The organism is Stappia albiluteola, from assembly GCF_014050225.1.
Classification (GTDB): Bacteria; Pseudomonadota; Alphaproteobacteria; order Rhizobiales; family Stappiaceae; genus Hongsoonwoonella; species Hongsoonwoonella albiluteola.
Genome location: NZ_JACFXV010000013.1, coordinates 27,998 through 46,782, shown reverse-complemented (window position 1 = coordinate 46,782; position 18,785 = coordinate 27,998). Strand labels below are relative to the sequence as shown.

16 protein-coding genes are annotated in these 18,785 nt (G+C 60.2%); 9 read left to right on the top strand and 7 right to left on the bottom strand.

What is annotated here, in order from left to right; all coding sequences use genetic code 11:
* The first annotated feature begins 236 nt into the window (after nucleotides 1-236).
* The 3 genes from H2509_RS00800 to H2509_RS00790 all read left to right on the top strand — a co-directional run bounded on the left by H2509_RS00800 (nucleotide 237) and on the right by H2509_RS00790 (nucleotide 2,900).
* Nucleotides 237-833 (top strand): DUF6088 family protein, encoded by a 597-nt coding sequence (locus H2509_RS00800; protein ID WP_182161323.1) that lies wholly within the window; start codon nucleotides 237-239, stop codon nucleotides 831-833.
* Entirely contained in the window at nucleotides 826-1,833 is a 1,008-nt protein-coding gene (locus H2509_RS00795) for a nucleotidyl transferase AbiEii/AbiGii toxin family protein (protein WP_182161321.1), read from the top strand. Before H2509_RS00800 ends, H2509_RS00795 begins: the two co-directional genes overlap by 8 nt.
* 89 nt (nucleotides 1,834-1,922) lie before the next feature.
* Nucleotides 1,923-2,900, top strand: coding sequence for a replication protein RepA (locus H2509_RS00790; protein WP_209001718.1), 978 nt, complete (start codon nucleotides 1,923-1,925; stop codon nucleotides 2,898-2,900).
* A gap of 227 nt (nucleotides 2,901-3,127) precedes the next feature.
* Here the strand turns inward: H2509_RS00790 and H2509_RS00785 are convergent, their stop codons facing one another.
* Together H2509_RS00785 and H2509_RS00780 are read right to left on the bottom strand one after the other, a co-directional pair.
* The gene (locus H2509_RS00785; protein WP_182161319.1) at nucleotides 3,128-3,295 is read right to left on the bottom strand and encodes a hypothetical protein; all 168 of its coding nucleotides are present in this window, start codon (nucleotides 3,293-3,295) and stop codon (nucleotides 3,128-3,130) included.
* 77 nt (nucleotides 3,296-3,372) lie between these two features.
* A complete protein-coding gene (locus H2509_RS00780) occupies nucleotides 3,373-5,391 on the bottom strand; it encodes a type IV secretory system conjugative DNA transfer family protein (protein ID WP_182161317.1) in 2,019 nt (672 codons plus the stop codon).
* A 527-nt stretch (nucleotides 5,392-5,918) separates the two neighbouring features.
* On the opposite strand from H2509_RS00780, the gene H2509_RS00775 reads away from it, so the two are divergent.
* The gene (locus H2509_RS00775; protein ID WP_182161315.1) at nucleotides 5,919-6,827 is read left to right on the top strand and encodes an ArdC family protein; all 909 of its coding nucleotides are present in this window, start codon (nucleotides 5,919-5,921) and stop codon (nucleotides 6,825-6,827) included.
* Nucleotides 6,828-6,841: 14 nt separating this feature from the next.
* On the opposite strand, the gene H2509_RS00770 is transcribed toward H2509_RS00775, so the two are convergent.
* Together H2509_RS00770 and H2509_RS21045 are read right to left on the bottom strand one after the other, a co-directional pair.
* Nucleotides 6,842-7,240 carry a hypothetical protein gene (locus H2509_RS00770; RefSeq protein WP_182161313.1) on the bottom strand — a complete coding sequence of 133 codons (399 nt, stop codon included), beginning with the start codon at nucleotides 7,238-7,240 and terminating at the stop codon, nucleotides 6,842-6,844.
* Nucleotides 7,241-7,252: 12 nt separating this feature from the next.
* Nucleotides 7,253-8,215, bottom strand: coding sequence for a hypothetical protein (locus tag H2509_RS21045; RefSeq protein WP_182161311.1), 963 nt, complete (start codon nucleotides 8,213-8,215; stop codon nucleotides 7,253-7,255).
* 942 nt (nucleotides 8,216-9,157) lie between these two features.
* Between H2509_RS21045 and H2509_RS00760 the strand changes: the two genes are divergently transcribed.
* Entirely contained in the window at nucleotides 9,158-10,108 is a 951-nt protein-coding gene (locus tag H2509_RS00760; RefSeq protein WP_182161309.1) for a hypothetical protein, read from the top strand.
* A gap of 166 nt (nucleotides 10,109-10,274) precedes the next feature.
* On the opposite strand, the gene H2509_RS00755 is transcribed toward H2509_RS00760, so the two are convergent.
* Nucleotides 10,275-10,514: a hypothetical protein gene (locus H2509_RS00755; protein WP_182161307.1), complete on the bottom strand. Its 240-nt coding sequence runs from the start codon at nucleotides 10,512-10,514 to the stop codon at nucleotides 10,275-10,277.
* A 143-nt stretch (nucleotides 10,515-10,657) separates the two neighbouring features.
* The gene (locus tag H2509_RS00750; RefSeq protein WP_182161305.1) at nucleotides 10,658-10,981 is read right to left on the bottom strand and encodes a twin-arginine translocation signal domain-containing protein; all 324 of its coding nucleotides are present in this window, start codon (nucleotides 10,979-10,981) and stop codon (nucleotides 10,658-10,660) included.
* 246 nt (nucleotides 10,982-11,227) lie between these two features.
* Here H2509_RS00750 and H2509_RS00745 point away from each other — a divergent pair, with 246 nt between their 5' ends.
* Nucleotides 11,228-12,037 carry a hypothetical protein gene (locus H2509_RS00745; RefSeq protein WP_182161303.1) on the top strand — a complete coding sequence of 270 codons (810 nt, stop codon included), beginning with the start codon at nucleotides 11,228-11,230 and terminating at the stop codon, nucleotides 12,035-12,037.
* A gap of 133 nt (nucleotides 12,038-12,170) precedes the next feature.
* Here the strand turns inward: H2509_RS00745 and H2509_RS00740 are convergent, their stop codons facing one another.
* Nucleotides 12,171-12,428 (bottom strand): transposase, encoded by a 258-nt coding sequence (locus H2509_RS00740; RefSeq protein WP_182161301.1) that lies wholly within the window; start codon nucleotides 12,426-12,428, stop codon nucleotides 12,171-12,173.
* A gap of 247 nt (nucleotides 12,429-12,675) precedes the next feature.
* Between H2509_RS00740 and H2509_RS00735 the strand changes: the two genes are divergently transcribed.
* The 3 genes from H2509_RS00735 (at nucleotide 12,676) to H2509_RS00725 (ending at nucleotide 18,525) form a co-directional block, all read left to right on the top strand.
* Nucleotides 12,676-14,406 (top strand): hypothetical protein, encoded by a 1,731-nt coding sequence (locus tag H2509_RS00735; protein ID WP_182161299.1) that lies wholly within the window; start codon nucleotides 12,676-12,678, stop codon nucleotides 14,404-14,406.
* A gap of 425 nt (nucleotides 14,407-14,831) precedes the next feature.
* Complete coding sequence (locus H2509_RS00730; protein ID WP_182161297.1) at nucleotides 14,832-16,724, top strand: ATP-dependent nuclease; 1,893 nt, start codon at nucleotides 14,832-14,834, stop codon at nucleotides 16,722-16,724.
* Nucleotides 16,711-18,525, top strand: coding sequence for a UvrD-helicase domain-containing protein (locus tag H2509_RS00725; protein WP_182161295.1), 1,815 nt, complete (start codon nucleotides 16,711-16,713; stop codon nucleotides 18,523-18,525). The genes H2509_RS00730 and H2509_RS00725 overlap by 14 nt, the downstream gene beginning before the upstream one ends.
* Nucleotides 18,526-18,785: the final 260 nt, after the last annotated feature.

Below are 18,785 nucleotides of genomic sequence, written 5' to 3'. Positions count from 1 at the left end.
GCCCCCGCAACCAAATATCTATCTGAAAAGACACGATATTACAGAAAGCCCCGATCCTCACGGACGGGGCTTTCTTGCGTTTTGGCACACATTTGGCACACTGAGAGCCAATCTGTGCCAACGAATCTCCACACATGTCATCGGGTCATCCGCTGCCGGACCCTGCTGCGGGTGCGAGACTGGTTGCTTGAAAAGTGTCAGAAACTCGATTATCTTTCTGACAAGGAGTGAAAACCATGAACACGCTGGCCAAGACCATACTGGAGCACACCGAGGGTTTGCCCGAGGGCGCACCCTTCTGCGCCAAGGAACTGCTGCATCTCGGCAGCCGCGCGGCTGTGGATCAGGCGCTGTCCCGTCTGGTCAAGCGCGGTCAGCTCATGCGCATCAGCCGCGGCGCCTATGTGCGCCCCGTCGAGAGTCGCTTCGGCAAGCGTGCGCCGTCGGCTGCGCAGGTGGTCGAGCAAATCGCGCATATCACCGGAGAAGCCATCGCGCCGCACGGCGCGGCCGTTGCCAACAAGCTCGGCCTGACGACGCAGGTTCCGGTCCGTTCCGTCTATCTTACGTCCGGTCGGAACCGGAAACTGAAGCTTGGGTCACAGGTCGTGGAACTGCGCCATGCACCCCGCTGGCAGTTCGCCGTCGGCAACCAGCCGTCCGGCGAAGTGCTTCGGGCCGTGGCCTGGCTCGGTCCCGAACAGGCCGGCGCCGCCCTCCGTGCGCTCAAGCGGAAGCTCTCCGCGTCCGAGCTTCAGGCGATCGCCGCCGCGCGCTCCGTGCTGCCGGCCTGGCTTGCCAAACAGGTCAGTGAAGTCGTCGTGAATGGCTGAGGCGTTCCTCCAGCTTTCTGCCGACGAACAAAGGGAAGCCCTTGAGGTTGCCGCGTCCGCGAGCGGCCGACCCGTCCACCTCCTGGAGAAGGATGTCTGGGTCGTCTGGTCGCTTGCCACGCTGTTCGATGCGCCCTTCGCGGCGCATCTGGTCTTCAAGGGAGGGACGTCCCTCTCCAAGGGGTACGGTGCTATCCATCGGTTCTCCGAAGATATCGACCTGACCTACGACATCCGCGCGCTCGTCCCCGAGCTGGTCGGCGACAATGCGGAGGCTCTGCCGCCCAACCGCAGTCAGGAGAAGAAGTGGTCGAGTGCGGTCCGGGCGCGCCTGCCCGAATGGGTCACCGAGACCGTTGCTCCCGTGATCGAGGCGGCGCTCAAGCGGGACGGTCTATCCGCCAAGCTCCGCACCGACGGCGACAAGCTCTTCATCGACTACGAGCCCCTCGCGACAGGCTCCGGCTATGTCAGCCCTTCGGTCATGCTGGAGTTCGGGGCGCGTTCGACGGGCGAGCCGGCGGAGCCGCGCCGCATCGTCTGCGATGCCGCTGAACATCTGGCAACGCTCGCGTTCCCCGAGGCCACGCCGCGCACGATGCGTGTCGAGCGCACCTTTTGGGAAAAGGCGACGGCCGTGCATGTCTATTGCCTGCAAGGCCGCGCCCGTGGGGACCGCTTCGCACGTCACTGGTACGATCTCGTCCGCCTGGACGAGGCCGGTCATGCCGACGCGGCGCTGAAGGACCACGACCTGGCCCTCGCGGTCGCGCGGCATAAGAGCATGTTCTTTGCCGAGAAGGATGCCGAAGGCGCGCTCATCGACTATGGGGCCGCAGTTCGCGGCGGACTTGTCCTGGTCCCCGAAGGCGCGGCGTTCGAGGCGCTTGCCAAGGACTATGCCCGCATGGTCGAGGACGGCTTGCTGCTGAACGATCCGGACCGCTTCGAGGATCTGATGGAGATCTGTCGACAGATTGCCGGGAAGGCAAACCGCTAGTCGGCTTGCCGTCGTCTCAACTGCAAATCATGGCTGAACGAACTGCGGCCTATGATATGCTGAAAAGAACAAAATAAGAATATCGATGAATGAACCACAAACGCAAACCGCAAGACGACCTCTTTCAAATCGAGCCCATCGACAGTTTGAGGGTTTCCCCCAAGGCGCAGGTCGGCCAGCCTGCAAATGACAACCGTCCGCTGACGCGGCAGATGGAGAATCTGTTCAGCGCCGCGATGGAAATCGAGCTGGAGGCGGCCAAGGAAGCCGGCGCCCTCGGCTTCATGGCGCGGGCGCTCGTGCAGGCCACAATGCCCCACAAGGCTGTTGCGGCCAACGAGTTCGAGCGCACCAACGGGGCGTTCACCATGACCATGGTCGCGCCATCGAAGATCGGCTTGCCCTACGGAAGTATCCCGCGTCTCGTCATCGGTTTCCTGACCACCGAGGCTGTGCGGACGAAGGACCGGCATGTCGTACTCGGAGGCAGCCTCAGCCGTTTCATGACCGAGTTGGGCTTGGCGCCGACTGGTGGTCGCTGGGGGTCGATACCTCGCTTGAAGGACCAGATGACCCGGTTGGTCTCCTGCTCGATCTCCTGCACCTACACAGCCGGAAGCGGCATCGGCATTCGCAACGTAACCATTGCCGACGAAGCCAACCTGTGGTGGGAGCCTCGGCAGCCTGATCAGGGTTCTTTATGGGAAAGCACCGTAGTGCTCTCCGAGAAGTTCTTCACGGAAATCACCGAGAACCCGGTACCCATCGACCTGCGGGCATTGACGGCACTCAAGCGCTCGCCACTCGCGCTCGATGTTTATCTGTGGCTGACCTACCGGATGTCCTATCTGAAAGACCGTACGGCGATCCCATGGGGTGCGCTGCAACTGCAGTTCGGTTCGGACTACCCGACGACGGCGCAGGGGCGGCGTAATTTCAAGAAGGCGTTCCTTCACGCACTTGCCAAGGTTCGGCTGATCTATCCGGCCTTGCGCCTCGACGAGACGCCGGAGGCGCTCATTCTGTTGCCTAGTCTGTCCCATGTCCGGCGGCAAACCCTCGCCTGAACGACGTCTAACCGGTCTGTGCATAAAACGGGTTGGGGCCGAGTTATCCACGCATAAACGGTACCGCCCTGACAGTGGCGGCTTTTCTCGCCAGCGACTTTCTCGGCACGCATAAACGGTACCGGCATTACGCATAAACGGTACCGCATATACCTATATGTACCTGTATTATTAAATCCTGTAGTTGCCGCTTCTCTTGTGGATAAGCATTTGCAGCGCCGTCAGGTCTATTTCTGCCGATATTCTTTCGCTTGGTCTCGCTGCGCCTGCCGTTCGGAAATCTTCTGTTTTTTCGCGTCGCTGAACGTTTTCTTGTTCTTGTTCCAGAAGAGCAGATTGAGAACGACGATGCCGACGACGACCACGACGGCGATAGTGATGATATTTTCCATCATTCCTGAAACTCCTGATGTGCTGGTCCTTTGGCTTGTGGTTTTGAAAGGGTGTCTGGCGCGCCGGGAGCCCTCTCAGGTCATTCGTCGAACTTTGGCGGCATAGGAGGGCGCTTGGGCGGCTCGGATGATTCTACGGGGCGCTCAGGCGGCTTGGTGCTCCTCTCGGGGCCAAGGGTCGATGTTTCGGCTTTGCGGACACGCATCTCTGCCTGGAGGGCGGCGAGGCGACGCTGATATTCCTGATTGTCTGCTAGGTCGGCGTCTTCTCTTTGAGAGCTTTCACTCTTGGTCGGCGCCGCTGATCCCGCGCCGCCGGATGGCGATGCATCCGGTTCGTCATCGGGAGCAGACGGCGGGGGTGTCGCTCGTGCCGCACGGATTATGTCCTCGCCGAACTCCTGCTTCTGTTCGGCGATCCACGCTTGAAGGGCTGGATTTGCGTATACCGGAGGCACCATCCGCGATCGGATCATCAGGCCGTCGAGGAAGATAACGGCATCCTCGCGGAACGCCGGTCCCATGAGCTTCTGCGGCGACGCCACCCAATCCTCGCCTCCCCAGATATCCTTCCGCATGCCGAGCCGGTTGGCGATTTCGGTCGCCGTGCTCATTTCGTTCGGCCTGAAGAAGATCTGGCAGCGGCAGTTGGCCAGCAGGCTCTCCCATTTGGGGTAGACCTCCTTCAGCTGGGCCATGTCCTGGGTGAAGAGCCACAGCCGCACCCGGTAGCTTCGCGTAATGGCGACGGCTTCCTCGACGATGCGCATATAGCCAAGCTGCGGCAGCTCATCGAGGTAGAACATCATCGGCCAGTCTGGGAAGCTCTCCGGCAGGTCTTCGTCCAACCTGTTGTTCTTCTCGATATCCGCGCGCCACTTGATCGCTTCCGCCAAATGCTGCCCAAGCATCACGCGCAATACCGAACGGTAGGCGCCGATCTTGTCAGGCGGCACGATCAGGTAGACCGACGCCGCCATCCCGCGCTCGTAACGCCCTGATGCGGGTGAGTGCCAGCCCGGCACTCTTCCCTGTTGGGCAGCCAGGGTGACGCCGATGTTGTCCTTTACGAGGATGGTCTCGACTGTCCACCCCAGTGTCGTGCTCGATGTTGTGGCCACGATCTCGTCGGCTCGCCACGCTTCCAGCTGGGTACGCAACGTCGTGGCGATCGACGCATGCAGGTTCTCCGACTGGCTCTCCAGGGTATTGCCCAACTCCCGGAGCCGTTCCTCTTCGGAGCCTTGCAGGCTTTTCACCATCGCTTCGTAGTCCGTCTTGCTCGCGGTCAGACAGCGGCAGACTTCACGCATGTTGCGCCGCTCCGGCGGGCGGCTGCGGATGACGTAGAAGATGAGCCCCGTCAGCAGGTCCTTTGCGGCGTTATCCCAAAAGGGTTCCCTGCTCTGCGGGATGATCAGCAATTCGGCCAGAAGGCGCGCATCGTCCCAGCCCCGTACCGCGTCGAGCGGGTTGTAACAGTCGGAATCGGGTTCACCTGGCGCCCACTTGTAGACCTGGCCGTACAGGTTCCGCCGCCACGCGGTCTGTTCATAGTTCTCGCCCTTGGGGTCGAGCACCACCACCGGCCCCTCGAAGTCCAGCAGCGTCGGAATGACGAAGCGTTGCCCCTTGCCCGCGCCCGTGGGGGCGACGGTCAGCAGGTGTCCTTCGCCGTGGAAAACGAGGTCAGAGGCGCCGCCGTCTTTCTCATGGCGGGCCGTGCCGATGACGACGCCGTCCACCGGTACGGTCTCGCTGTTCGGCACGATGATTCCTGCATCAAGCAACGTGTCGATGCTTGCCCATGCTTCGTGCTGGCCTGCGTGTTTGACCCGGTCCTGTTGCTCCGGGCTCATGTCGCGCAGGACGAAGCGGATCGTCTTGCGCGCCGCGTCCAGCTCGCCCTTCTGCAGGTTGACGTAGATCTCGTCCTTGAAGGCTTTGTCCACGTCCGGGTCGCGGTTGATCAGCAGGAGCGCCTCGCGCCACATCGGATCGAGGGATTTCAGGAACGCCGCGCGCGTCTCCTGCGCCTGCGTCAGCGGCTTCGGCTTGTCGCCCTTACCTTTGCCCCCGAACAGCCTCCCAAGCACCATTCGCCACCTCCCGCCCTGCACATCTCCCTTGTTTGCCTGCCCGAATCTTTTACTCCCGATCGGCCGAATTACCCACCCTGTTCAGCACCTTGCGGCCAACGATTCAATCTCTCCGGCTTTGTCAGGTGTCGGCTTGTTCCGGGGCGCATAAGCCATTGTCCGCTGGCAAGCGGTCCACTCACATCAGACAGCCTCGCCGCCACCTTCGCGGGGCTGCTCTGTTTCCTGGGTGACAGCCGCCGGCGTCGGCGCGGTGTTCCTCGGGTCCTTGTCCGGGACCGCTGTCCACGGGCCGTCCTCATGGGGTGGCTGACCTGGCAGGGCCGCCGTGCGGCGCAACGGCGGTCCGTCAGTTTCTTCCCCGGTCTTCGACCTTCCTCGCGTGCGCTGCGCTCCAAGAAACAGCCTGCCCGCCGTCCTCCGATCCTCTCCGGTCCTTCGGATGCGCCGCCCGTCTTGCCCCTGCCTTTCCGGTCGCCATCGGACGGCCGCGATGGGCGCGGCCCCGCAAGACAAGGAGAGGAACAATGACCGCGCAACGCATCGACGTTTACACCCAGGTCACCAACAACATCATCGCCGCCATCGAGGCGGGAGCGGGCGACTGGCAGATGCCCTGGCACCGCAGCGGCGAGGGCCTCAACCGTCCCGTCAACATCGACACCAACAATGCCTATCGCGGCATCAACGTCGTCAGCCTCTGGGCCGCCGCACAGGCACGCGGCTTCGGCACCGGCACGTGGGGCACCTATCGCCAGTGGCAGAACAACGGGGCGCAAGTCCGCAAGGGCGAGAAGGCGAGCCTGGTGGTGTTCTACAAGGAGTTCGACGTGGAAGAGGCCACGGACGACAGCGAAACCGAACAGGGCAAGCGCCTCATGGCCCGTGCGAGCTGGGTCTTCAACGCCGACCAGGTGGACGGCTACGCGGCACCCTCGCTGCCCGAGCCCACCGACCCCGTGCAGGTCCTCGACAAGGCCGAGCGCTTCATCGCCGGTACCGGCGCCGTGGTGCGCCACGGAGGCAGCCGCGCCTTCTATCGCCCGTCCGACGACATCATCCAGATGCCCGAGCGCGAGCGCTTCCTCGGCAGCGAGACCAGCACGGCGACCGAGAGCTACTACGCCACGCTCCTGCACGAGCTGACCCACTGGACCGGTCACGATCGCCGCTGCGACCGGCAGTTCGGCAAGCGCTTCGGCGACGATGCCTATGCGATGGAAGAACTCGTGGCCGAGCTGGGCGCGGCCTTCCTCTGCGCCGACCTCGGCGTGACGCTCATACCGCGTCCCGACCACGCCGCCTACATCGACAACTGGCTGAAGGTGCTCAAGGTTGACAAGAAGGCCATCTTCACCGCCGCCTCACAAGCGGCAAAGGCTACCGACTTTCTCACTCGGCTTCAGCCCGCCGACCTCACCGCGGCCGCCGCTTAGGCGGCCTAACCCGCTTATCGTGTTGTCGAGCGGACGCAAAAGAGGATCTTCTTAACCGCTAGGCCATCTGCGACTGATTGGGCGGTCAACGCTTCATACTTGGCGCCGGTGAGACGAACGGCAGCGCCGCCACCTCTCGCATCCGTCATAAGCAAAGCTTCGCCGTTTGAAATCGGGTTCCATCCGGCCGGGCACTGCTGGCCGCGAAACCCGACAACCGCCACATTTAGCAGTTTGTTCCAGCCGTCTTCAAGAGACTCCATTCGGTCCTCGAGGGACTTCATGCGGTTCGTCAGCGCGTTAAAGGCTGCAGCGGTTGCCTGCGCGTTGATTCCTTGAGCGTAGAGGTCACTGGGCGCGAATACCCAAAACGTAATGTTGATGATAAGAATCTTCTTCAGTATTTGCACCACTGGGCACCCCTTTTAAGATACTTTGAAGAAGTCCGACGGCACCAGGCTTATTGCACCAGACAAAGGCCGCCCAGAGGCTGTTGCTGGTGTGCTTTTCGGTGATATGAGATACCTGCCGACCAAGGTGTGCAGCGCTATCAGCACGCGAGTAATAGTCCAGCCAAAACGAGGTGCGCGGACAGCAACCCCCATTTCATAAGCCATTTGATAGGACCAGACCGTGGCCAGCGGGCGTATCAGCGCCGTCGCCAGCTGTGACCGACGCATCAAGCGTACATACGGTTTGGCCCAGGCATGGTAGGCCCGCGCCGCCTCGGGTCTTGCATGGAGCTTGTAGTGGCACAGGTTGGCTGCGTAAATTTCACGCGAGAGGTAGCCCTGACGGTATAGCTCGCCGCAAACCACACGCCCTCCACCACCGTCACCGCCCCCACCGCCAAACAGACCACCAAATCCACCAAAACTGCCGCCAAAACTGCCGCAGCTGTCGCAGTTACCTACATCGGATCCTTTACTATAGCCTGCGGCCTGCGCCTGAGCTTGGGACGGAAAGTCGCCGATGCCATCACCGTTCACGTCTACGCCATGTCCGCCGTCGCCACCGCCGCCGCCGCCACTAAGCAGTGAGAACCAGCTTATCTGTCCGTCCGCACCAGATGGCCCCTTGTCGCCGACGGGTCCCTTCGGCCCGCGTAGTGAGGCGACCGTTTGACATGTTGTACCGCCCACGAATACGCCACCACTACGGCTGCACGTGCTCATGTCTGCCGCGTGGGTATCTTTCAATGCGTCGATTTCTGCCTGCGTTTGCCCCCAACTCGTCGTTACACTCTCCCGCACCGCCTTCAGGCACAGGCATGCGCTGCCACCGGCGTTTCCGCCTGTCCGGTTGAGCTTCTGCGCCAGCGCCGGAACGCTGAAAAGGAAACTAGAAGCAAGAAGAATATTTGAGGTTAGGTACCGGGTGATTTTCATGGGCAGGTCGCATCCTTCCCTTGTTGTCCTTGCGGGCCAGAATCGCCCGGGTCTCCGCGAAATGCCTCGACTGAAATGCAACCGTCTGGGTCGTGCCTGGGATCTCCTGCAACCCAAACCATCTGGCGCGCCGCACATTTCTCCATACTCGCAATGTCATCGAGAAGTTGTTCGGCCTGGTCGCTTTGCGCGCGTAGCAACACGACCTCTTGTCGAGCCAAGTTGGCCGACTGTTGTGCCTCTGACGCACACACGCCATTCCGCCCCGTCAGCGTCAAGCCGACTTGGGCGCGTGCCCATTCTACCATGTAGAGAGTCGATAGGACTGCAAAAGCTAGCCTTATTGGAAGCATACGATGTCCCTCCCACTCTGTCCCTTCGGTCCTGTTGCGCCTTTTAACCCCGTCAAGGACTGCGGGTCGAGACAGCCATTCCCGTCCGCAAGCGCGTGTCCAGGAACGTATAGCTTCGTCTGTTCCTGACATTTCTCGAACGGTGCCAGCCTGACCGCAATCTCGGCTCGCTTTTCTCGTAGAGCATTCTGCAAGTTGCGAACGGTGGTTAGCTCGCGTTCGATCGCAGCGACGCTCTGCTGGCATTGCTGAACAGAGCCGGTCGCACCAAAAGTCTGTGCCATGGCCATGCCAGGCGTACAGCAGAAATATAAAATCACGGCATATATGAAATATATAATATTAGCCATGAATAAAACTCGGGAAAATTTCCATAATAATCACATTATTTGAATGAAACATGTTTTGCAATTTAATTTCTGTAGACTAACGGTTTTGTGAATTATTATTCAACACTCATGTAAAATAATGAGTGATATTAGTCAGTTTTGTTTTCATTTATAATTTTAGCATTTGACCATAAAAATAACGTTACAATAAGTCGTACAATTTACAAAACATGGTCTAGTGTGACGTAGAGGATCTTATTATGAGATTTATCGTTATTGGTTTATGTATGTTGCTGCTTCAAAATGCTGCATATGCGCAATCGAAGTTCTTTTCAACTTCAAGCCGCGGTGGCGCTGAGGGCGCCAAGCAGAACGCGCAGATTACTTCCCTCCAGAGCGAAAACGACCGAATGAACGCGTGTACGGCGGCGGGCATGATTTATGCCCCTACCCATGCGGGTGCCAACGCGCAGGGCTGTGTCGCCAACTTCACCTTCACCGGCAATCTGGGTGTCGACCAGCAACTGACCGTCGGCAACGGTGCCACAGTCAATAATGGCCTGACCGTCAACAGCGGCGGTGCCACGGTCAACGGTGCGACGACGCTGAACAACGGCGCGACTGTCAATAACGGTCTGAGCGTCCCATCGGGCAACGTGGACGTGACCAACCGCGTGACCGCGGGCCAACTGTATGTGGGCAGCGGCAACGTGGGCAACATCCCCACCTGTACCGGTGACAACAAAATCCAGTGGAACGGCACCGCGTGGACCTGCGTCAACGACGCGCTGGGTGCCACCGCCGCCACCACTGAGACCGACCCGCAGGTGGGCACTCTGATCAACGGTAAGCTTTGCCGTTCCAACGGTTCGCAGGTGATTTGCGATGCAACGGTGCCAGCCTCGTCAGCTTATTCCAACCCGCCGGCCTGTCCGGGCAGCCAGAAGCTGTATTGGAATGGCAGTGCCTGGACCTGCATTGCCGACCAGGGCCTGACATCAGAGAGTGATCCCCAAGTGGGAACTTTGCAGAATGGCAAGTGGTGTACGTCTAACGGGTCGAGCGTCAACTGTACATCCAGCCCACCGTCGTCGGCTCCGGCGTGTTCCAACTGCAATACGCTATGCGCTTGCGGAGGAACTCCTCTCGACTGTTACAATTGCAATTGTTACAGATGCTCCGGCGGCGACGATGATTTCGGCGACTGGTAATCAATTTGGTGTGTCGGCGCTTTCGTTGTCCTTTCAATCGTAAGATATCAGGAGAATACAGCGATGACGCATCAACATGAAGCGCGACCGAATTCAAGGAACGAAATGCGGCAGCAGAAAGTGCGTTACGCATGATTGTGTTCATCGGGTTGTCTCCTGGTCCCGTTCACCTGAGATAGGCGGGCAAGAACCGGCCCGAGCGGTCGTGCCAGTAGCGGTACCCGCTGCCGTCCCGATAGAACGTGTAGCATGTCTTCAGACCGGCGCGTGGGCTGTCCGGCGCGTTCGTGGCGCAGACGACGCCATCGTCTGCAATCCGGTATGTGCCATGCACGTCGGTCTGCGCGTCGCGGTAACGCCATGTGCCGTCCTCCGCGAAAAAGAATGTGCGCTGCTTCCTTTCCATTCGTGACCGATGAACGTGGCGCGAACTTGGTCCGCCGTGAGGTGGTCAGCAGGATCCGCCGTCGTCTGGCAGGCCGCGAAACCGAAGAGGCAACGGCGGTCAGCCAACCCTTGGACGAATTAGAGTTCCGCATCCGGATCGCCTCAGCCAAGGGCTTCCCAGCGTTCCCAAACCGGAGCGCCTTGGTCCGGCCGGGTCTGCTTCTGGTAAGCCGGGCTCTTGGGGTTGTTGCAGGTGCCCTTGCCGGAAGCGATGACGGTCTTGCGGTCTTCGGACACCGAGCGGGTGCCGCCCCAGAAACGGCAGGTTCCGCACTTCTGCGTCGCTGTAGCGGGAATGTTGACGTCCGCCATTGCAGGTTGACTGACAATGGTGCCGCCGACCGTGGCCAGCCCAGCCACGCCGAGCGCCCGGAGAACGTCGCGACGGCTTGCCGGCCGCACAACGACTTTGTCTGTGGTGTTCATGGCAACTCCTCACCTTGAACGGATGATCCAAGGCGCGTGCGGTGCTGGCACGCGCGCGACAAGCGGCTTGTTAGACAAGCCCCCCGATTTCCTTCCTAAGAGGGCTGGTCGTGTGGCGTCACGTCCAAAGTTGGAAGGGTTGGAAAATCCGGAAAACAGGCGGAATCCATGATCGTTATCAACAAGTTGACGGATTCCGACAGGATGGGTAGAAGTTGAAGAAAGAAGGGATTGGCCGGGGGCGGTATGGCAGGCGCGTTCGACAGTTTTGGAGAATGGCACAGGCTGTTCGATGCCCTTTGCATCGAGCGCGGCCACCTCGATAATGCGACGCTTGCCAGCGACTACTGCGCGCTCACCAAGAACAAGGCATCTACCGCTTACGAGAGTTCCCTGAAGAGCCTGAACAACTGGCGGCAGGGACTGCACACGCCCAGCCGCCGCAACTTCCGAATACTGACCTTAATGCTTCGGATTGAAGACGCGCCGGAGGTGTTGCCTCACTGGAACCGGCTCTATGAAGAAGCTCAGCGGCGTAAGCCCGCCGACGGCAATGGCGATGCGAGCCAGCCCGCGACAACACCCGAGACCGACCCAGCCCCTACCGCCGCATCCGGCGGCCGCACCAGCCGACGGTTGTTCGCCGCTGCCGTTTTCCTGCTTTTGGGGGCGGGCGGGTCCGTTCTTGCGTTGGGCACCTTCGACCGCCCCCAGACACACGCCGCGGCTTTTTCGAAGGCAGGTCCTCAGGTCATCGACATGACCGGCCAGCGTATCGAGGCACATGAATTAGTCATCGCCAAAGTCGGCCAGTCCGTTGTCGTGCACGGCAGTCGCGGGCGGTGCGGCGAGCAGCCGCCTGGCTGGGAAGAGGTCCTCCAAGGATTACCCCAGCTTTCTAATGGCTTTTGGTCGGACGGCGGCGTCGGCATCCGCGTCAGCCGCGCTTGCAGCGGCGGCACGCCTGCGCGAGCCGTGGTGTTCACGGCAACGCATCCGGGCCAGGAACGATTCACCCTCTACGACGATCCGATTACGATCCGGGTGACCGAGTAGAGCATTCCGTCGCTTCGCGTTATCGGAGGGCTGGAGCAATCCGGCCTGTTTTGTTCTTGCTACGCTTGGGCGGCCCCAGTGTGATCGGAGTGTTCGGTGATTCATCGGAGTGAGTTTTTCTCCGATGCGCTGGTCAGTTGCCCGATTTTTTGTCCCGGCGCAATCGCTTGAGTGCCGAGGTAAGAGCCTCCCTCGTTTCTTGCATGATACCTCCAGTGCCCCGGCGCCAGCGATAGTAGTTCTGTCGCGACATGCCTGCTTCGGCGCAAAGGTCAGCGACCGTCGCGCCTATCTTTATGCGCTCTTTCTCTATCTCATCGAAGACGGCGCGGTCTTTTAGGATCTCAGACCGTTTTATAATCAAAACATTTCTAAAAATACTTCTTGCCATTTATTTAGTTCATAAAATGAACGCTTTGAGAGGCTTAAATTATTATGCAATATTGTTTCATTTGTATTGCAATACAATTGAAAGGACAGCAAATAATGGCACGATTAATATACCAATTTGTAGTCGGAATGGCGCTTTGCACTGTTGCCGTTGGGCTTTCCGCCTGTGACGACAACAACAACAGTAGCTCGACGTCCAGTTTTTCCATCGGTAACGACGGCTGAAGTATTTTGGGAGTTCATTAAAGATGACTAAGTTTACAAAGAGCCTTTACGCTGCCGTCTTCGGTGCGGCTGCGATGTTTGGGGCGGTGTCCGCGCACGCCACACAATTCAATGTGGTGGTTGAAAAGATCGAACTGATGAAGGACGGCGGTTCCGCAGACCGCTTTGTCGTGTATCAGCCTTCCGCCGGTATCGGTGAGGCCGCGACCCGTTCGATCGACCTGTTCAACGCAACGCAGAAGGTTGGCACAGCGCTGACAATCAAGAACCCGCCCGCCGGCCTCTACAAGACCATGCTGGTTACCTTCGGCAACATCACAATCGGTGACGATGCCGGCAACGTCTCGAAGACACTGAACACCAATCTTGAGAGTCTCGGCGTTCTCGGGAACGAGCTCGGCCGTTCCGTTCTGATCCTCGGTGACGATGGTGACGGCGTCGGCGGTACGGCAGACATTGCTGACCTGATCGGCATCGGCGCCGCCGCACCCGTCCAGCCCATGACCGTTTCGGACGGCGTGGTGACGCTTCCGAGCCTGAACTTCTTCTTGCCATCGGATGGCACCGGCGTCGACGAATCGACGGGCGATCTGATCGCGACGCCGACGTTCATTCCGTCCATGTCGCAAAACATCGACCGTGCGGATATTCCGAACGTCGTTATCGGCGTGAACGAAACCGGTTTCATTAACACCGACAAAGCGAATGCGGGTAACTTCACCTACCGCGTCGGCTTGTTCCGGTCCGCACTCGACAAACGCCCAGTCGTTTCTCGTGCCGTGGCCTTCGTTTCCAAGACGGACAACGCTGAAATCGGCGTCAAGGAAGTCACCTTCCTCGACGTGCCTGAAGGCACTTTCTTCCCCGTGGCCTGGATTGACGCTGACGGCAACCAGTTGTGGGATCAGGACGAGGTAACAGCCATTGCCGGCGGTACCGTATCCGACCTGACCTTCACAGTGGACTACGGTGCGACGGATGGCGTCGTTGGTGATCTGGTTGTCAACAATGTCGCCAAGACCATCTCCATGACATACGTCTCCGGCGTATCGACCACGGTGGACAATGACGTTTCCGCGTCCGTATTCCCGGCGGGCGCCGCTATCGCGACCGACTTGTCGGATGGCTTCGTGGGCGACATGACCGCCTTCAGCATGCCGGCTCGCGGCGTCTCAATTGCCGTTTCTATCACTAATGAAGTGAGCAGCACCGGTACGGATTGGGACAACAAGGGGATTGAGTTGCTGAGCGGATTGACTGGTACGCTCGCGGTCGATGGCGCAGGTGCTGCCACCGCTACCGCCAATGCGGCCGCGGACGGAAGCCTGTCCATCGTTGTTCAGTTGAGCGGCGCTCAGAATGCGACATCCGCTTCCGTCAGCCGCACGGTTGTTTTGACTGCCGCGTTCGGTGCGGACGACCAGAACGACAACACGTTGCTGGAAGACACCGAGACCGCTTATGTGGGCTTGAAGGATGCGACATTGCCGTCTGATTTTTCCTACGATGGCAGCGTGCTGACCTTCAAGGCACCCTACCTGAGCATCACCACCCTTGGTGATAACACCGCGATCGCCGGGGCATTCCGCGTGGCGTTCGGTGCAAACGTGAAAACGTCGGTTGATGAATCGACTCCGACCAAGCTGTGTCAGGCAGCTGGCGCGGGTTGCGACGTTGATATCGCACCGACCAACCAGCTTGTCGACGTGACAAGCAACGCCAATGTCGTGAATATCGCGGCGATTACGGACTGATCGAAAGAATATCGGTCAAGGCAAAGCCCCGCTTCGGCGGGGCTTTGTTTTGCCGGAGAGAGCCTTCCAAGTTCTGCGACCGCCGTTGGCGCTTTTTTGTCGCCCCTTCGGCCCTGGCTGGCTCGCCCACCGTTCTGGGCAGCGACTGCATTGTTATTTGGAGAGAGTTCCTGCTTGCCATCCCAGCCGTCGGAGCTTGTATCCGGGCAGGCTGCGGCATTCGAGCGCCCGGCTCGGCCCAATGAGGTTGACGACGTGGTCGCAGTGATCTTTGTGAATGCGTACGCACCCGCCAAAGACTGCCGCCGCGTGGAAGAACATGTGCAGGTATTGACCGCGCCGAGCACGATTTCTTCTATTGGTGGAGGGTAATGTAATACATACTACCGAAAAAGCGATCATGATCACGGATGGGAGGACGGGATATGAGGGTATGTCGGCTGAGTGTCGCCAACTTTCGGGGGGTGAAGGCTGCAACGATACTGCTTCCAAAGCATGCGGTTCTCATCGGCGATAACAACACTGGCAAGACGACGCTCCTCGAAGCTCTCGACCTCGTACTCGGGCCTGATCGTCTGAACCGCCAGCCGCCCATCGATGAGCACGACTTCTTCCGGGGGAAATACCTCGGTGCAGGCACTGAGCCAGCCGATGCAGGTGCAGAAGGCGCGGGCGCGGAAGCCAACGCTGCCCAACCGGAGGCGCCCGGTGATGGCGGTGCGGATGGCGCGGATGGTGTGGTGGCTGCCGTCGGCGAAGAGGCGCCGCGGATCGAGATAGAAGTCGCGATCGCTGACCTGACCGAGGAGCAGAAGGCCAGGTTCGGGGACTACACCGAGTTTTGGGATGCTGCGACGGACACCTTCTACGAAGAGGCCAACCCGGCAGGCGTCGATGCGGCCCATATCACCGAGGCGCTCCGCGTCACCTTTCACGGCTGGTACGACCCGGAGGAAGACGACTTCGAAGGCAGAACCTACTTCACGCGCAGCCTCGCCGAGAGCGACAACCCCGTCCCGTTCTCGAAGAAAGACAAGCAGGTATGCGGCTTCCTGTATCTGCGCTCGCTGCGTACCGGTTCCCGCGCCCTGAGCCTGGAACGGGGCAGCTTGCTCGACATCATCCTGCGTCTGAAAGAGGTCAGGCCGCAGATGTGGGAGGACACCCTCGCCACTCTGGCTGGCTATTCGGTTGCCAGCGACCCCGAACTCGGCATCTCCGGTGTACTGGAGAGCATCAACACCGCGCTGAAGAAGTACGTCCCGAAAGAATGGGGCATCGAACCCCACCTGAAGGTATCCAACCTCACTCGGGAACACCTGCGGAAGGTTATCACCGCCTTCATCGCCACAGGCGAGGGCAGTCATGCCGCGCCGTTCTACCGGCAGGGGACGGGCACCATCAACATGCTCGTGCTGGCCATGCTGTCCCAGATCGCCGAGGACAAGCAGAACGTCATCTTCGCGATGGAGGAGCCGGAGACCGCCATCCCGCCCTACGCCCAAAAGCGGATCGTCCACGAGATTCGCAAGCTCGCGTCCCAAACCATTTTCACGTCGCATTCGCCCTATGTCCTGGAGGAATTCGCACTCGACGAAACGGTCGTCCTTGGCCGGGATGCTAACGGCGTACTCGCCAAGCGCGTGATCGCTTTGCCCGATAGCGTCAAGCCGAAGCGCTATCGGCAGGAGTTCCGTACCCGTTTCTGCGAAGGCTTGCTCGCGCGCCGGATTCTGGTCGCCGAAGGGGCAACCGAGGCTGCGGCGTTTCCGGTCGTGTGCCGTCGGTTGTCGGAACTCAAACCTAATACCTATTCCTCGTTGGAGGCGCTGGGTGTCTGCACGATCGATGCCGGCAGCCAGAACAGCATCCCGGACATGGCCAAGCTCTACCGTGAACTCGGTAGGCGCGTCTTCGCCATCTGTGACAAGCAGGAAGCCGCGAACAAAGCGCTCATCGAGGCCCAGGTCGAACTGCTGCTGATGCACGACGAGAAAGGCTTCGAGGACCTCGTGTTGAAGAACACGACCCAAGAAGCCCTGAAGCGCTTCGCCAAGCTCATCGACTGGCCGCCGCATCTCACGGCCAAGTATCCGGACCTGGAGGCGTCGGCGACCGAAGCCCTCAGGGACTACTTCGGCTGGACGAAAGCCAACTGGGGCATCGCCGACTTTCTGGCCCAATGCAGTGAGGCCGAGATACCCGCCTGGCTTCGTGAGGCATGTGTCGCGATCAAGGACACTTGTGCGCCCGGTCCCGCCGGCGGGGGCGGCGAAGCGCCGGTCGAGCCGGGGGCCGGTGCAGATGCAGCTCACTGAGAAACAGCTTGAGATCATGGCTGCCCAGGGACACCTCCTCGTCACTGGGGGACCTGGCTCCGGCAAAACGACGGTTTCCATCCTGAAGGCTGCGGAGATTGCCAAACAGCATTTGGGGCCGGGGCAAAAGGTCTTGTTTCTCAGTTTCGCCCGCGCAACCGTCTCCCGCGTCGTCGAGGCGATCGAGTATGAACAACAGATCCCCCGTGAGCAGAAGCGGCGGATCGATGTCGAGACCTACCACTCTTTTTTCTGGCGCATTCTCAAGGCACACGGCTATCTGATCGGGCTGCCGCGCCGGATAGACATTCTGACACCCCCAGCCGAGGCAATCGCCCTGTCGGGCCTCCGTAGCGGATATGCATCGAAGCTGAGCGAAGCTGAGCAGGCCGAGAAGGTTGCGGCTGAGGAGGCCGAGCGCCTACGTCTTGCACGGGAGGACGGCGGCGTCTGCTTCGATCTTTTTGCTCCCTATGTCGGAGACATCCTTCATGGCAGCGCGCGCATACGCAAGCTGCTTGCCACCATGTACCCCGTCATCATCCTCGATGAGTTTCAGGACACCAACGCAGAGCAGTGGCGTGTCGTCCAGGCGCTCGGAGAGTTCACGACGCTCATCGCTCTCGCCGACCCAGAGCAGCGCATCTACGACTGGATCGGCGCCGACCCAGCGCGCCTCGACCACTTCAGAGGGGCGTTTGCGCCAACCGAAGTGGACCTGAGCACGGACAACCATCGTAGCGCAGGCACTGACATCGGGCTATTCGGCAATGACATCCTCAAAGGCAAGATCCGTCAGGAGCCCTATGTGGGGGTGCAAATCTATGGTTATCCGCCCAACACCGATCAGGCGTTCTCCGCTCTCGTGACTACGACCTATAGGGCGCGCAAGCGGCTTGTTGATGCCGGTGTGAAAGAATGGTCGCTGGCCATCCTCGTGCCGACGAAGAAGATGACCCGGCTGGTGTCGGACGCTTTTCGGTCGCCGCCGGGAGGAATGACCGAGATTCCCCATACGGCCATCATCGAATTGGAGGCAGCCATCCTCGGCGCCGAAGTCATCGCTCTGCTAATGCAGCCGGATGTCGATGGCCGTCACTTCGAACAGTTCGTCGCCCTGGTACGCAACTACTTCCATGGGAAAGGCGGCGATACGCCGACCAAGGGCGCTCTGACCGAGGCAGCAAACATCCAGAAAGCCTACGACGAGTATCTTGCGGGTCTCGCCGCCGGCAAAGCGCTGCGAAAGAACAGCATCCTGGTCGCCATACTCACCCTCTATGGTCAGACACGAGAACTCGGACTGACGGGTGACCCCGACAAGGACTGGCGTGCCATGCGGGGACTTCTAGAGGAGGGAGCCTGTCCGCGACTGAAGGAAATCGCTCAAGAGGTGCGTAACATCCGTGTACTGGAGCGGGGAACCCAACTCCGTCAGGCGCTTTCTCAAGACTGGCGCGACAACGGAGCTTACCGCAATGCACTCGCGATCGTCCGCCAAGCGTTCGTCCAAGAGCATTTTTCGACCAACGCCAAACCGGAGACAGGCGTCATTGTGATGAATATGCACAAGGCCAAGGGAAAACAATTCGACGAAGTCATCATCTTCGAGGGGTGGCCCATCAAACGAAAGGGCCAACCCCCGTTCAATGCGGACCGAATCGTTCGGTTCAACGCGCGCGACAATATCGACGACCAGGCACGACAGAACATGCGCGTGAGCGTGACGCGAGGAAAGCGGCACACGACGATTCTCACGCCGAAGAATGATCCTTGCGTTCTGCTTACGGAAGATGATTAGGGGAAAGCCTTCCCCTGCCTGCAACCGCCTCCGGCGTTTTCCGTCACCCCTTCGAGCTGGGCTCCGCCCCGCAACGCCCCGGTAGCCGCCGCACCGGGACCCGCGCTTCGCTACCCTGCACGGCGGCAAGCGGCCGGCCCGTCGGGCCGCGGTTGATTGGGTAATCGCGCTTCGCGCTTAAACCTCTGGTGCCAGCTTGTGCCGACCCCGGCGGGCTTTGCCAAGGTCGCCGTCCGGCCCGCCCGCTCCGTTCCCCCCGA

Bases quoted from the DNA above. Each gene is read 5' to 3' on its own strand.
- H2509_RS00745 (WP_182161303.1), top strand. From the start codon at position 11,228: ATGGCAGGCGCGTTCGACAGTTTTGGAGAATGGCACAGGCTGTTCGAT.
- H2509_RS21045 (WP_182161311.1), bottom strand. From the start codon at position 8,215: ATGAAAATCACCCGGTACCTAACCTCAAATATTCTTCTTGCTTCTAGT.
- H2509_RS00780 (WP_182161317.1), bottom strand. From the start codon at position 5,391: ATGGTGCTTGGGAGGCTGTTCGGGGGCAAAGGTAAGGGCGACAAGCCG.
- H2509_RS00740 (WP_182161301.1), bottom strand. From the start codon at position 12,428: ATGGCAAGAAGTATTTTTAGAAATGTTTTGATTATAAAACGGTCTGAG.
- H2509_RS00800 (WP_182161323.1), top strand. From the start codon at position 237: ATGAACACGCTGGCCAAGACCATACTGGAGCACACCGAGGGTTTGCCC.
- H2509_RS00735 (WP_182161299.1), top strand. From the start codon at position 12,676: ATGACTAAGTTTACAAAGAGCCTTTACGCTGCCGTCTTCGGTGCGGCT.
- H2509_RS00725 (WP_182161295.1), top strand. From the start codon at position 16,711: ATGCAGCTCACTGAGAAACAGCTTGAGATCATGGCTGCCCAGGGACAC.
- H2509_RS00775 (WP_182161315.1), top strand. From the start codon at position 5,919: ATGACCGCGCAACGCATCGACGTTTACACCCAGGTCACCAACAACATC.
- H2509_RS00760 (WP_182161309.1), top strand. From the start codon at position 9,158: ATGAGATTTATCGTTATTGGTTTATGTATGTTGCTGCTTCAAAATGCT.
- H2509_RS00790 (WP_209001718.1), top strand. From the start codon at position 1,923: ATGAACCACAAACGCAAACCGCAAGACGACCTCTTTCAAATCGAGCCC.
- H2509_RS00730 (WP_182161297.1), top strand. From the start codon at position 14,832: ATGAGGGTATGTCGGCTGAGTGTCGCCAACTTTCGGGGGGTGAAGGCT.
- H2509_RS00755 (WP_182161307.1), bottom strand. From the start codon at position 10,514: ATGGAAAGGAAGCAGCGCACATTCTTTTTCGCGGAGGACGGCACATGG.
- H2509_RS00795 (WP_182161321.1), top strand. From the start codon at position 826: ATGGCTGAGGCGTTCCTCCAGCTTTCTGCCGACGAACAAAGGGAAGCC.
- H2509_RS00785 (WP_182161319.1), bottom strand. From the start codon at position 3,295: ATGATGGAAAATATCATCACTATCGCCGTCGTGGTCGTCGTCGGCATC.
- H2509_RS00750 (WP_182161305.1), bottom strand. From the start codon at position 10,981: ATGAACACCACAGACAAAGTCGTTGTGCGGCCGGCAAGCCGTCGCGAC.